Origin of the sequence: Loigolactobacillus jiayinensis, from assembly GCF_003946445.1 — a bacterium.
Taxonomy (GTDB): domain Bacteria; phylum Bacillota; class Bacilli; order Lactobacillales; family Lactobacillaceae; genus Loigolactobacillus; species Loigolactobacillus jiayinensis.
The window spans coordinates 22959-37048 of sequence record NZ_RHOF01000003.1; the positions used below are offsets into that span (position 1 = coordinate 22959).

At 43.2% G+C, this 14090-nt stretch carries 14 protein-coding genes; 6 read left to right on the forward strand and 8 right to left on the reverse strand.

The window, feature by feature from the left end; genetic code table 11:
* Positions 1-5: 5 nt before the first annotated feature.
* On the forward strand, positions 6-968 hold the full coding sequence (locus tag EKM80_RS01590; protein WP_125551374.1) for a sugar kinase: 963 nt from the start codon (positions 6-8) through the stop codon (positions 966-968).
* Positions 969-1048: 80 nt separating this feature from the next.
* Here the strand turns inward: EKM80_RS01590 and EKM80_RS01595 are convergent, their stop codons facing one another.
* The 4 genes from EKM80_RS01595 to EKM80_RS01605 all read right to left on the reverse strand — a co-directional run bounded on the left by EKM80_RS01595 (position 1049) and on the right by EKM80_RS01605 (position 4589).
* Positions 1049-2194: an ArgE/DapE family deacylase gene (locus EKM80_RS01595; protein WP_125551375.1), complete on the reverse strand. Its 1146-nt coding sequence runs from the start codon at positions 2192-2194 to the stop codon at positions 1049-1051.
* Positions 2195-2323: 129 nt separating this feature from the next.
* On the reverse strand, positions 2324-2683 hold the full coding sequence (locus EKM80_RS15165) for an MFS transporter (protein WP_386699131.1): 360 nt from the start codon (positions 2681-2683) through the stop codon (positions 2324-2326).
* Positions 2684-3715: a DHA2 family efflux MFS transporter permease subunit gene (locus EKM80_RS01600; RefSeq protein WP_386699132.1), complete on the reverse strand. Its 1032-nt coding sequence runs from the start codon at positions 3713-3715 to the stop codon at positions 2684-2686.
* A 283-nt stretch (positions 3716-3998) separates the two neighbouring features.
* Positions 3999-4589 (reverse strand): CvpA family protein, encoded by a 591-nt coding sequence (locus EKM80_RS01605; RefSeq protein WP_125551376.1) that lies wholly within the window; start codon positions 4587-4589, stop codon positions 3999-4001.
* Positions 4590-5012: 423 nt separating this feature from the next.
* On the opposite strand from EKM80_RS01605, the gene EKM80_RS01610 reads away from it, so the two are divergent.
* From EKM80_RS01610 to EKM80_RS01625, 4 genes are all read left to right on the forward strand, one after another.
* Positions 5013-6368 carry a hemolysin family protein gene (locus EKM80_RS01610; RefSeq protein ID WP_191985918.1) on the forward strand — a complete coding sequence of 452 codons (1356 nt, stop codon included), beginning with the start codon at positions 5013-5015 and terminating at the stop codon, positions 6366-6368.
* Positions 6369-6775: 407 nt separating this feature from the next.
* Positions 6776-7936 carry an LCP family glycopolymer transferase gene (locus EKM80_RS01615; RefSeq protein ID WP_125551378.1) on the forward strand — a complete coding sequence of 387 codons (1161 nt, stop codon included), beginning with the start codon at positions 6776-6778 and terminating at the stop codon, positions 7934-7936.
* Positions 7937-7969: 33 nt separating this feature from the next.
* Positions 7970-8998, forward strand: coding sequence for a Gfo/Idh/MocA family protein (locus EKM80_RS01620; protein WP_225418777.1), 1029 nt, complete (start codon positions 7970-7972; stop codon positions 8996-8998).
* A 65-nt stretch (positions 8999-9063) separates the two neighbouring features.
* A complete protein-coding gene (locus EKM80_RS01625; protein ID WP_125551379.1) occupies positions 9064-9546 on the forward strand; it encodes a Dps family protein in 483 nt (160 codons plus the stop codon).
* A gap of 88 nt (positions 9547-9634) precedes the next feature.
* On the opposite strand, the gene EKM80_RS01630 is transcribed toward EKM80_RS01625, so the two are convergent.
* Positions 9635-10102: a YbaK/EbsC family protein gene (locus EKM80_RS01630; protein WP_125551380.1), complete on the reverse strand. Its 468-nt coding sequence runs from the start codon at positions 10100-10102 to the stop codon at positions 9635-9637.
* A 131-nt stretch (positions 10103-10233) separates the two neighbouring features.
* Here EKM80_RS01630 and deoC point away from each other — a divergent pair, with 131 nt between their 5' ends.
* A complete protein-coding gene (deoC, locus tag EKM80_RS01635; protein ID WP_125551381.1) occupies positions 10234-10911 on the forward strand; it encodes a deoxyribose-phosphate aldolase in 678 nt (225 codons plus the stop codon).
* Between the two features lie 30 nt (positions 10912-10941).
* On the opposite strand, the gene EKM80_RS01640 is transcribed toward deoC, so the two are convergent.
* The 3 genes from EKM80_RS01640 to EKM80_RS01650 form a co-directional block, all read right to left on the reverse strand.
* The gene (locus EKM80_RS01640; RefSeq protein ID WP_125551382.1) at positions 10942-11670 is read right to left on the reverse strand and encodes a GntR family transcriptional regulator; all 729 of its coding nucleotides are present in this window, start codon (positions 11668-11670) and stop codon (positions 10942-10944) included.
* A gap of 309 nt (positions 11671-11979) precedes the next feature.
* On the reverse strand, positions 11980-12942 hold the full coding sequence (locus EKM80_RS01645; RefSeq protein WP_125551383.1) for a 2-hydroxyacid dehydrogenase family protein: 963 nt from the start codon (positions 12940-12942) through the stop codon (positions 11980-11982).
* Positions 12943-13020: 78 nt separating this feature from the next.
* Positions 13021-14061, reverse strand: coding sequence for a D-alanine--D-alanine ligase family protein (locus EKM80_RS01650; RefSeq protein ID WP_125551384.1), 1041 nt, complete (start codon positions 14059-14061; stop codon positions 13021-13023).
* Positions 14062-14090: the final 29 nt, after the last annotated feature.

Here is a 14090-nt window from a genome sequence, read left to right on the forward strand (position 1 = left end):
TTATAATGAGTGAATTTTTAACAATTGGCGAACCACTAGTGGTTTTTGCCGCACAGGAATTAGATACGCCGTTGGCTGACGCAACTCAATTCCACAAATTTTTGGCTGGTGCTGAATTAAATGTGGCCGTAGGTGTTTCACGGTTAGGTCATTCCAGCCAGTATGTGACTCAAGTCGGTCAGGATCCGTTTGGCGAGTTTATCATTAACGCGATTCAAGCCAATAAAATTGCCACTGATAATATCACGACCACCCCTAAAGCCTGGACAGGTTACCAACTTAAAGAAAAAGTTTCCAGCGGTGATCCGAACACCTTTTATTTCCGCAAAAACTCGGCTGCCGCACAGTTAACTGCAACCGCAATCGACAATATTGACTTCACTGGAATCAAGCACATTCATTTATCCGGTATTTTCCCAGCACTATCTAGTAGTAGCCGTGCTGCCTTTCAACGTTTGATCACCAAAGCCCATGAACTGCAGATCACGACCACTTTTGACCCTAATCTGCGGCCAGCCTTGTGGGCTTCGGAAGCTGAAATGGTGGCGACGATCAACGACTTTGCTGGGCAAGCCGATATTGTGATGCCCGGTATCAATGAAGGGCAAATCTTACTAGGTAGCACTGATCCTAATGTGATCGCAGATTTCTACCTCGCTAAAGGGGCTAAATTAGTGATCGTCAAGGTTGGCGCTAAGGGTGTCTTCGCCAAAACAAAGACACGCAGTTATTTTGTACCTGGTTTTAAAGTCGCTAACGTTGTCGACACGGTCGGTGCCGGTGATGGCTTTGCTGTCGGCTTTATCACTGCCCGCCTAGAAGGGCTATCGATTGAAGCCGCGCTACAACGTGGTAATGCAATTGGCGCTTTGGCCGTACAGCATCCCGGTGATAACGACGGCTACCCAACCGCTGATAAACTGCAACACTTTTTAACCCAGAGTACCTTAACAAAAGTAGCCGAGTGAACGCAGCACTAACTGACTAACAACAATTAAAAAAACAAGCGTATGACATAATTTCACTTATGTCACACGCTCGTTTTTGATTACCGTAAGAATTGTAAAATCACTTGCTGATAAATCGTAATCGCGGCCAAATAGTCTTTGATTGCCACGTACTCATCAACTTGGTGCCCACTTTCATTACCAGGACCGAAAATAACTACTGGGAATTTCTGCGCTGCACGAATAAATTCCGACGCATCCGTGGCCCCACCATCACCGACTGCCGCAACCTGATGACCTAATGTGTTACTAGCAACTTTGCGGAATAGTTGAACAAATGGTGCTTGCGGATTACCCGGCAACGGACTTTCCGGATAGTGATAGGTTAGTTGTAATTCATTTTCCGGCTGTTCATTTAATTGCGCCACTAAGTCTTCGATCTCCGCCATTAAAGGCTGATTGGGGTAAAGTGGTGTTGTTCGAATATTACCGTACAAACGCGCCCGCGCGGGAATTGAATTGATCTGCTCCCCACCAGCAATCTGGGTCACATTATGTAATAACGGGCCTAAAACAGGATCAACTTGCGTTTTCGGCGCCATTAACTCATTTATCGCTGTATTAAAACGAAATAACTGGTCGATTGCATTATTCCCTGCCGTTGGATTAGCGCTGTGCGCAGCCTTACCAGTTGCCGCTAGCTCATAATCAATCACACCGCGATGCGTGTATTCAACTTGTAACTGGCTCGGTTCAGCGACGATCAACGCATCCAGTTCATCAGCGAAACCTTGGCGCGTTAGCTGCGCGGCACCATAATTACCGGTTTCCTCACCGACAGTGGCAAATAAGCGAATTGTACCGGCAAAGGAGCGCTTCTGCTTTAACAAGTCTAATAGCACGTAAATCAGCGCTGCCAAGCCGCCTTTCATATCACTAGCACCACGGCCGTAAACATTTTCCGTGTCCATTTCACCAGCAAATGGGGGATGTTGCCACGCGCCAATATCACCAGGTGAAACGACATCTAAATGGCCTGACAAGCCTAGCGTTTTACCCGGTTGATCACCATGGATCGTGATCACTAAATTCGATCGCCCCGGCGCATAGTTAACAACAGTTACTTGTGCCGCAGGATATTGGTCAAATTGTAACTTAATATAATCAGCCACTTGGGCTTCATGGTTATTCACCGATTTAATTTTCAATAGATCTTGCAGTATGATTAATGCCTTGCGCTTATCCATTAACTGGTAACCTCTTTCACCCGATTTTAACCTTAATGATAGCAGAAAATCGGGTTAAATGATGGAAATTAAACAAAAAAACAACGCTACCAGTCAAATCAACTGTCAACGTTGCGTTTTCAAATGCAATTATGCCACATTCTTTTGTTTCCGTGGTAAGGCAAAAGTCAGAATAAAACCAATTACGGCTAACCCAACTGTTAGCGCAAAACCATAATGCGTGCCGCTGGCGACTTTTACAGCACCAGTGGCATTACTAGCAGCCTCGCCGGCACCTAGTAAGCTAGTCGCCAAAGCGGTCGCAATGGCGCCAAAAATCTGTTCTAACGTATTCATAATACTACTACCATCAGGTGATAACTGTGGTGGCAACGCATTTAATCCGTGGGTTTGTGATGGTGACATTGCCAACGGTGCACCGATCATTAAGATAATGTGCGCACACACAACATAGAAATAACTAGAATTAGCATTACTGAAAAATAGCATTCATGCCCCAACAATGCTTACTAAAAAGCCTAGCATTGCCGGCTTCCGTGGGCCGACACTATCGTATAGACGACCAGAGATGGATGAAATGAATGCGTTAAATAAACCGCCGGGTAACATCAACATCCCAGTTAGTGCAACTGGTACTACTAACGCTCGTTGCCAATAAATTGGTAATAAATACATTGACGACATAATGATCATAAAATCAACCATGACTAGGCCAGTCCCTAATGAGAAACCGCCATGAGCAAAAGCCTTAACATTTAAAATTGGTGCCGGTAACTTTAATTGCCGCCGAACAAAGAAAAATAATGCGACGATGCCGACTAATAAGCTACCTAGAACAATTGTTGAAGTCCAGCCTTTATTACTAGCTAGACTAATCCCAACAACTACACTGCCAAAACCGAGTGTCGATAAAAGAATCGATAAAATATCAACATGTGGCTTGGTGATTGGCACAACGTTTTCAGTAAACTTGATTGCAATGAGCAAAGCAACGACCAAAAATGGAATCATGACCCAGAAAATGTATTGCCAAGATAGCGCACCTAAAATTAGACCAGCCACCGTTGGTCCAAGCGCTGGTGCAAACATGATCGTTAAGCCAATCAATCCCATTGCAGAGCCACGTTTATCTAAGGGATAGATTGCTAGGGCAACGGTGAAAATCAGTGGTAACAAAATACCAGTTCCGATACCTTGAATCAACCGACCAATAAATAAGAACGCAAAAGTCGATGATAAAGCGGCAATCAAAGCGCCGACAATAAAATCACATAATGCAAAAATTAATAATTGCCGTGTCGTGAACCAGCGCGTTAGTAAGCCTGACAGTGGTAAAACAATCCCCACCATTAATAGATAACCAATCACCAGCCACTGAATCGTACCTGTGGTTACTCCTAATTTAGTCGATAAGGGTGATAGTGCAATATTAAGTGCCGTTTCACTAAACATACCAATAAAGCCACCAATGAGTAAACCAGCCATGATCGGCAAACGTTTAGCCTCTGTGAAATTTTTCATATTGAAAAATTCCCCCTTTTTTTAATGTTATGTCGTAAATCAAAACTGATTTCCAAACACAAATGATTAGTCTAGCAGAAAAAATAAGTTTTCGTAAGTGAAAATAATAAGAAAAACGCAGCAAATTCGTTCAACAAACGCTAAATGCTATCCGCCACTTAGCATTGACAGTGCGCTTTTTATTTCCTAAAAATGCAGTTATAAAAATAGTGTGCCACCTGTATTTTGGTAACCCACAAAAAAACGCGGCGCCATTTAGCGGCTACCGCGTTAGTTATTTAGTTCAAATTGCAGCTGTATCAGTGGCGGTTACTTCACCCGATTGATCCGACATCGATTCATCAGTGGCGGTTGAAGAACTATCACTATTATCGTTATTTTCATCATTGAATAAGTACTTTTGTAATAGCTGACTAGTCAACACCGGTGTTTTATCGATGATAACTTGTGCCGCACTTGATTGCGAAATCTGATTTTGTACGGCTGTGTTCGGAATAAAATTCAACACAGTCAACACGATAAATAAACCTAAATAATTTAGTACAAAAGCTACTATCGCACCGGCAACACCGTTAACTTGCTTGATCACTGGCAACCAAGTGATCAGCCGTGACCACCGCGCCAACATTCGCACAATAAACCACCCCAGCGCGATCATCATCAAAAAGGCAATTGTGTTAGTAACCCCTAAACTGGCTGCCGCACTGCCAGACCACGTGGCTAACCAAGCGCTCACGTTTGGCGCCGTCAAGCGGGCAAAAATATAAACACCTATATAACCTAGTGTATAAAGTAATTGAATGATCAAACCGCGCTTTAGCCCGCGGTACACTGCCATAATTAAGATCACCGCAATAATAATGGTAACGATCATGTTTAAGCTCTCCTCTTATCCTTCAAACCTGCTAATCTTCAGTCAATAATCTAACTTTACCAGACTTAGACCAACTAACCACCGACTTGCGACCGATTTAACGTTTAATTAAAAGGTGTAAGCTACATGACACACTTTAAAAATAACTGTACATTCTGTCATTAAGTGCGATAATGTTATCCTATTGATTTTATGATAGTAACATCAATTATCTGACTTATTGCTTGCAAATACTTAATTTGTCAGCTAAACATGTTAGAATATGGTAGTGAGACCTATGGCGTAAATTGCTTTACACCAAAATTAGCTTAACCGTTGTCCAGCCTAGCCTGTGCGGAAAATTGATTCATTAGTTTTATAACTAATTGGTATAAAGCTGCCCTAGCTGGACGCGTTCTAAATTGATTGAAATGAGGAATGATTGTGACTGGTAGTCAAATCGCTGTAAATTTGATCATTATGTTGATCACCTTTTTGTTTGCGGCGTTTTTCGTGGCTTCTGAATTTGCCCTAGTACAAACTCGGCCAAGCGCACTTGAAGAAGAATTAGAAAAACGTGGTGGCCAATCGAAAAAGATTAAAACCGCGTTGCACATGGTGCATAATTTAAATGAATATTTATCAACCACCCAAGTTGGGGTCAGTGTTGCCGGAATCATTTTAGGCTGGATCGGTGAATCCACGGTTGAAACGATTTTAGTCGACGTGTTCAACCTGAGCCATTTAATGAATCCTGCTGCACTACATGCAGTTGGTGCGGTACTCGGTGTTATTGTCTTAACTTACTTAGAAGTTGTCTTTACCGAAATTGTCCCGAAAAATATTAGTATCGACATGCCACTGCCGACGATGATGTTCATCACGACGCCGCTACGCTATTTTCATTTAGTTTTCTATCCTTTCGTCTGGTTGCTTAACACTTCAGCCAGCGGTGTTGTTCGTTTGATTGGTTTAAAACCAGCTGATGAGGAAAATGAAAACTTTTCGCAGGCCGAAATTCTATCATTATCGCGAAATGCCGTAACTGGCGGACAATTAGAGCGTAATGACTATATTTATATGGAACGCGCCTTTGAAATGAACGATAAAATCGCCAAAGATATCATGGTCGATCGTACGTCGCTAATAGTTGTGGACGTTACCACAACTGTCGCTGCAACGATCAAAATGTATATTGCCAACGGTTTTAGCCGCTTCCCTGTAGTTGAAGACAACGATAAAGACAAAATCATTGGCTACGTCTACAATTATGATTTGATCAAACAAGCTGAAACCAGTGACCAAATTCGGGTCAGCAAATTATTACGTAATATCATCACGGTTCCTGAAACAGCTTCGTTACAAAATGTTCTCGCACAAATGGTCCAGAAGCGCACACCAATCGTGGTTGTCGTCGATGAATATGGCGGTACCAGTGGGATCGTCACCGACAAAGATATCTATGAAGAACTATTCGGTACTGTTAAGGATGAAAATGAGATTCCATCTGAAGAATATGTTGAAAAACAAAGTGACGGTAGCTACCGCGTCAATGGTAAAATTACGCTTTATGATTTTGAACGCTACTTTAATGTTAAAAGCCGTGAATTTGACGATTCTGATTTAGTGACACTAACTGGCTACATTATGAAGGATCATCCGGCAGTCAAGCCAGGTGATGTTTTCACCCTCGCTGATTTCACTTTTACCGTTGGTGCCGTTGAAAACGCCTATATCAGTTGGTTCAAGGTTACACGGACGCTCGCACTACCGCCAGAATCGACCACAACTGAAAAGTGATGTGCCGTAAGAACGGTTAGCTCCTAAACATTAGCTACGCTTGAACTATAATATTCGGCAATAAAAATGAGACTGCGACATAATTTTAGTTTTTTCTGAAGTTTGGCTGTACGCAACATTAGCACTACAGCCAGCTTTCAGGCAGAACCAGATCACTTATGCCACGGCCTTTTTTTATATTACGATTAAAAGACATGTAATCTTATGGAAATATTTAAGCTTGTTTTAAGTCATACCTGCTATAATTGCTAAGAAATAAGCGGCGCAGGATTTGAGGAGCGCAGTTGTACTAACGACAATTGTGCGCCTTAATTTTTTACCATCAGAATGGTGACCACCGCAACAGCTTAGTAACGCACTTTGCTAATAAACTTACCTAAATTCGTGAAGTAAGAAGGGATCAATTTATGTTGCACAGAAAAAAAACTAGGCGTTGGCCCAAAATTTTACTTGCCATTGTTGCCGTTATTATATTAGTGGGCGGTGGCTTTGCTGGTTATGCCTATTACCAAACTAAAAAAACAGCTGATAACATCTATAAGGCTAGTGATAGCGATAGTAAAGCATCGGCAGTGGTCAAACAAAAAAAGCCGCTGTCAATTCTTTTACTCGGGATCGATACTGGGGCCGATGGTCGAACGGATAAAGGTCGCTCCGACACGATGATCGTTGCCACTATTAATCCAACTACGAAGAAGACCACCTTTGTCAGTATCCCGCGCGATACAATGGCCGAAATGACAGCTGCTGGTGAAACTAGCATTCAAAAAATTAATTCAGCCTATGAAATTGGTGGCGCCAAAACTGCTAAGAAAACGGTTAGTAACCTGCTCAACATCCCAATCAACTATTACTTGACCATCAATATGGGTGGTTTAGCTAAATTAGTCGATGCTGTTGGTGGGGTCACAGTTACCAGCAACCTTACCTTCACTTTTAATAACATTACGATCAAAAAAGGCACGCACCATTTAAATGGTAAGCAGGCGCTCTCCTTTGCCCGGATGCGTTATGACGATCCTAAAGGCGATTATGGCCGCCAACTACGGCAGCAACAAGTTATCAAAGCAGTCACCAAAAAATTATTGTCGCTAAACGGCGTGGCCAACTACCAAAAGATTCTGACTGTCGTACAAAAGAATTTACAAACTGATTTGAGCTTCTCTGATATGAAGGGCCTAGCTACCAATTACCGTTCCGCAGCTAATACGATGATTTCTGACCAGTTGCAAGGTCAAGATGCGTACATCAATGGCAGTTCTTACCAGATTGCTTCAACTAAAGAAATCAACCGTGTTTCCAAGAAATTACGGAAACAGTTAAACCTTAGTGCCGAAACCGTCAGCAATAAGGAAACGAAGCTGAATAAAGAAAATCCGTACTTTGATGGTATCAATAACACCACGTACACGATTTATGGCTCAGATAGTACCATTGATTATGGTACTGGCACTTATAGCGACGGCAACACTAGCAGTGAAAGCAGTAGCACGACCGATTACGGTGCTGGTACAACTGATGGCACCCAGAGCAATACTGGTCCAGGCATTCCCAATGGCCAATTTTAATGAACTTTAAACACGCTGATCTTGGCGTGTTTTTTGTTCTACTTTACAAATACCCGCAAAATTGCTAGGTTTAATCTAATTAAGGAAGTGGTCACGCTGAAATTGATCAATTACGGTATTATGGGTGCGGCACAAATTGCGCCCCGCTTTTTGGCGGGTTTACGCGAAACTGGTGAAGCGCAGGTATTAGCAATCGGCACACGTCATCTAAGTCGTGCGCAAAGTTTTGCCCAAGCCAACAACATCCCCCGCGCCTACGGTAGTTACGCTGAATTAGTTGCTGATCCTGATTTAGATGTGCTCTACATTCCGCTGTACAACGGCGGCCATTATGCTGGCGCCAAATTAGCGCTTGAACACGGGAAAAGTGTGCTGCTAGAAAAACCATTTACATTGACGTTGGCGCAAGCTCAGGAATTATTTGCGCTTGCCAAACAGCATCACTGCACGTTAATGGCGGCGCAAAAGGCTGTGTTCTTACCACTAACGCAAAAAATCAAGCAATTACTGGATGCTGGTTCAATCGGCGATATTAGCTGGATCGATGCCCAAAGTTATCACCCTGGTGGTACTGATATCGGCTGGTTCAATGATCTAGCGGCCGGCGGTGGCGCATTTCACGGCAGTGCCGCCTACCCACTGGATTATATTCAATACTTACTTGGCCAACAATTTAGTCATTACAGCGGTGCATGCCAGCCACCGGCACCAGCAGCTGATTGGCAAAGTGATGTCGTGCTGCAAACCGAACAAGCTATACTCGTTCACTTGTTCATTACCGCCAAAACGCCATTAGCTAGTCGTATGATCATTTACGGCACACGTGGCAAAGTCGTCATCCCTGATTATTGGAAATCTGATCACGCCACTCTGTACACTGCTGGGGGAAAAGTCACTGAACTGCAAGTTACACAAAACAGCGAATTCGCTTTTGAAATTCGCCATTTCAATCAATTATGGCGGCAACAAAAATTAACTAGCCCAATAATGACGCCGGCAATCACCTGTCACAGCGTCGCTATTATTGCACAATTATATCAGCAGTGGGCAACAAGCGTCTGATTTGTAAAACGCTTACTAAACTGTTATAGTATTATTGTGACCAATAATAAGAAGAGGGGTTAATCATGACAACTTACAATTATGACTTTCCAAAATCTAAGGCGCAACTTAATCAACTGATCGCTGATATCAGCCAATTAAAGGTCAACGTCCAACAAACACACTGGTACATGCGCGGCGAAAACTTCTTCCGTCTGCATCCATTAATGGATGAGTATGGTGACCAGCTTAGTGAACAACTCGATCAAATTGCAGAACGCTTAATCGCCCTAAACGGCAGTCCTGTTGCAACAACTCACGAATTCATCGAAAATACTGGTTTACCTGATGAAAAGGTTGAATTCGACCAATTAACAATGACTGAATTCATGCAACGTTTAGTTAACCAATTCAAGTATTTACGTGATCAATATCAAAAGGGTATTGAAGTCACCGATGCTGAAAAGGATTTCCCAACCCAAGACATGTTAAATGGTTTCAAAGATGAAACTGATAAGAATATTTGGATGATCAGCGCTTATTTAGGCAAAGCACCATTTGCTGACTGATCCAGTTTAAAGGCCGCGTGAATTGCGCGCGGCTTTTATGTTACCAAAAAATCAGCGCGCTCGACTTTATCTCAAGCGCGCTGATTTTTTATGCTGTTTTGGCAATATCGATCCAGCCTTTAGCCTGCGAATATTGTTCCAACTCTGGTAAACTCAATTCGATGGCACTGTTAGTACTGCCGGCTGCTGGGAAAACAGTTTGAAACCGGCGTAATGATTGATCCAAATAAATCGCCACACCTGCTTTAACGGCAAATGGGCAAACACCGCCAACAGGTTGGCCAATCAGCGACTCAACCTGTTCGCGCGGTAACATACGCGCCTTAACCTGAAATTGTGCTTTAAATTTGGGATTGGCAATCCGCGCATCCCCGGCCATTACGACCATAACTGGTTTATCAGCCACCGCAAAGGTCAGCGACTTGGCGATTCGCTCTGGCTGGGTATGTAATGCATGAGCCGCCATAGCCACAGTGGCACTTGATTCAGGTAATTCAACAATTCGTTGACTAATACCAAATTGTTCAAAATAGTGACGAACATTTTCAACAGACATATAGCAACACCTTTTCTCATCATTTTCTAATCATTCTACGTTGTTTAGCCAACACCGTCAAGCATTAATTTGACTTACACAAGAAAACGGTTTATCATTATATGTAATTACATATAGAAAGAAGCCTGCTTATGTCACCACAACAATTAGATCGTTATGCCCGCATGATCGACCACACCAATTTACATGCCGATGCCGCAGCAACAGATATGCAAAAACTCTGTGCCGAAGCCAAACAATATCACTTCAAAATGGTTGCAATCAATCAAGTTCAATCCCAACGTTGCGCGGAATATTTAGCTGATACTGATATTGATGTTGGTGCAGCAATCAGTTTTCCACTGGGGCAAACCACAATTGCCGCTAAAGTATTTGAAACTGAGGACGCCATTAAAAATGGCGCAACAGAAATCGACTATGTGCTCAATCAAACCGAAGTTAAAAACGGCAATTATGACTACATCAAATCTGAAATGACCCAGATGGTTGCTTGCTGTCATCAGCACAACCTCCCCTGCAAAGTGATTTTTGAAAATTGCTATCTGACCAAGGATGAAATCAAGCGGCTAGCCTTAATTGCTAAGGCGGTTCAACCGGACTTCATTAAAACGTCAACTGGTTTCGGTACTGGCGGCGCCACGCTTGAAGATGTTCGCCTAATGAAACAAACAGTCGGTGATAAGGTCAAGGTTAAGGCAGCTGGGGGCATTCGCGATGCGGACACTTTTTTAGCAATGATCGACGCCGGCGCCGAGCGAATCGGCACCAGCGCTGGGATCAAAATTATTGAAGCTTTAAAACAGCGTTAACTTGGCTCAAAAAAACGTCTTGAATATAGTTCAAGGCGTTTTTTGGTCGATATCTAAGCGGAAGTAATTTAAATCACCACGGTACTTCGCAATCGAATATTCAATTGGTTGTTCATCGCGGGTATAACCCTGAGTGTGAAAATAAAACAGTGGCGCGCCTACTTTAGTATCCAGTAAATCAGCACTAGTTTCATCAGCCACTAAAACTTCTAACTTACGCCGTACGTGCACGACAGTGTGATGCAGCCGTGCTAAGCTTGCGTACAAAGACACTTGGCTAAAATCCAGTGGTGCCAATTGTGGCAATAGTGTCTGAGGTAAATAAGTGGTGACTAAAACTAGCGGCGTGTGATCCGCATACCGTAAACGCACTAACTTATACACTTTTGCGGCTACCGGTAAGGCTAATTGCTGCCGAACTTCAGCGCTAGCTGGCTCTGTTTTGAATACCAACACCTTGGTCTGCGGCTGCATCCCCGTTTGATCGATTTCCTGATTATAACTACTGATCACATGGGTAAATGCCTGCTCAATTTTGGCCCGCTTAACCAGCGTACCGCGGTGTTTACGCTTCTCCAAAAAGCCCTGATCGACCAGCGTTTGAACTGCTTGCCGAATGGTTGGTCGACTAACCTGATATTGCTGGGCTAAGTCCACTTCTTTAGGAATCAATTGCTTTTCAGGATAGGTGCCATTTTGGATTTTACGTCGCAGATCAATTGCAATTTGTTGATGCAGCGGTTGTTTTTTTTCGACCATCACGTTCACCTCACGTCTATTATGTTAGTACATAATAGAAAAAGCAAGCCTTTATTGAGTCACATCGAATTTGTAGCCAGATAAACCAACAGTGACTAACATTAATAGCATAACCGTAAATATAGCGCTAATTCGGTGTCTTTTACTTATCATTCAGTACAACTCCTTCATTGAATTTAGATTTCATTATAATTATATTAAGAATGTATGAAAAAAGTTTTAAATTCAAGTAAGCTTATATTAATTTCTGAAAAAATCGCAAAAAAAATAGCTAGATCGACTTAGTGACCTAGCTACCGAAATGATAAATTAAGGATTCACAACAAATTTAGCGGTTTGCCCTTGATCAACTAAAACAACATTATTCGCAACGATTGTTCCCATTGCTGCCCGGGCTTCAACCGTTGCGTTCCCAATATGCGGTGTTAAAATCACATTGGTCAATTTTTCTAAACCCGCGGTAATTTTAGGTTCATGTTCGTAAACATCCAGTGCCGCACCACCAATTTCATGTTGCTGCAACGCTGTGAGCAATGCTGCCTCGTCAACAATTGGCCCGCGCCCAACATTGATCAAATAAGCGGTTGACTTCATTTGCTGGAAAACAGAGGCATCAAATTGATGGTGGTTGGCTGCCGTTTGTGGCGCATTAATACTGATAAAGTCGCTACTAGTCACCAATTCATGCCATTCAACATAAGTCACACCTAAACTGCGCTCTTCAGGGTCCGTTAAGCGATGTGGCTGCCAGTACTGAACGTTCACTGCTAATGCGCGTGCTTTACGCGCAACTTCACGGCCAATATTACCAAAACCGACGATACCTAGCGTTTTACCAGCAATTTCATGCCCTAAAAAGTACAGTGGTGCCCAGCCAGGAAAACCAGTAGTCCGCATTTGCTGGTCGCCTTCAACAATTCGATGGCTTAAAGCTAGCATCAAGCCAACCGTCACTTCCGCCACTGAATTGGTGGAAACTGCCGGCGTGTTGGTCACTGCAATTCCTTTGGTTCGAGCATAAGCAGCATCAATATTATTAAAACCGGCACCAAAATTAGCAATCAATTTCAATTTTGGCGCAGCATCAATAACTTCAGCATCAACCTGAGTCGATAATGGGGTAATCAGAAAATCAATATCACGCACATTAGCTAATAATTCTGCGTGTGAAATCAAGCCGTTACCGGCATATATTTGGACGTCAAAATGATGATCAGTTAAAATCTGGGTTGTCGCAGCTGGCAACTTCGCGGATAGAAAAACCTTGCTCATAAAAAAGCCTCCCAACTTTATTAAAGCACATCAATTAAGATAGCGATTACATTTTTGAAATATGCATTCACAAGCGTATTATACTTTTCCTTGCGCTAATTTACCAGCAATGATTTGCTCACATAAATCAGCATAACTAATGCCAACCGCGGCCGCTTCTTGTGGTAGCAACGAGTGCGGTGTCATGCCTGGCAACGAATTACCTTCAATGACATAAATCGTCGTCCCATCCCATAAAAAGTCGATGCGGCCATAGTTAGTCAGTCCTAAGGCTGCCATTGTTTGTAGCGCCATCGCCTGCATTTGCTGATGAACTGCAGCGGGAATCTGTGGTGGCGTCTGGTAAGTGGCGCCGTTATCCTGATACTTATGTTCATAATCATACCAGCCATCAGCCACTGTGATCTCAATTGCCGGCAACGCCTGCCCGTTAAGTACTCCAACCGAGAATTCGCGCCCAGCAATATATTCCTCAAGCACCACCTCATTATCAAACTGCCAAGCTGTGGTCAAGGCCGCTACTAGCGTCTCCTGATCGTACACAATTTCCATCCCAATACTGGACCCACCCTGAGCAGGCTTAACCACTATCGGAAAATTAAAATCCAGTTTTGGTGTTGCTTGGCCGACTTTAACCGTGGCATAGCGCGCCGTTGTGATTTTATTTTGTAGCAATAGCTGCTTAGCTAGCCGCTTGTTCATGGTAACGCCTGACGAAATAAAATCACTACCCGTATAACAAATACCAAACAGATCAAAAGTAGCTTGGACCTTGCCATTCTCGCCAGCTTCACCATGCAGGCCCAAGAACACAATATCCGCGGCGGTACATATTTCTAATACATTGGGACCAAATAGCCCCTTGGTGGCGTCCGTTCGTAAGGCATCGATGGCGTCATTAGTAATGATTTCTTCGCTGATCGCATAGTCAGCTGCTGGTGCTGGCCGTTGAAAAACTTCCGCCACTGTATGAACATCGCTTAGCGTGTCACCTAAAAATAAATCGATCAACACGGCAGCGTGACCTTTTTCCCGCAGTGCATTGGTGATTTTGGCGCCGGATGACAATGATACGTTGCGTTCTGGGCTACGTCCACCCGCAAGTACGACAATCTTCATAAAATAAAATCCTCCGAGTTAGTTTGAAC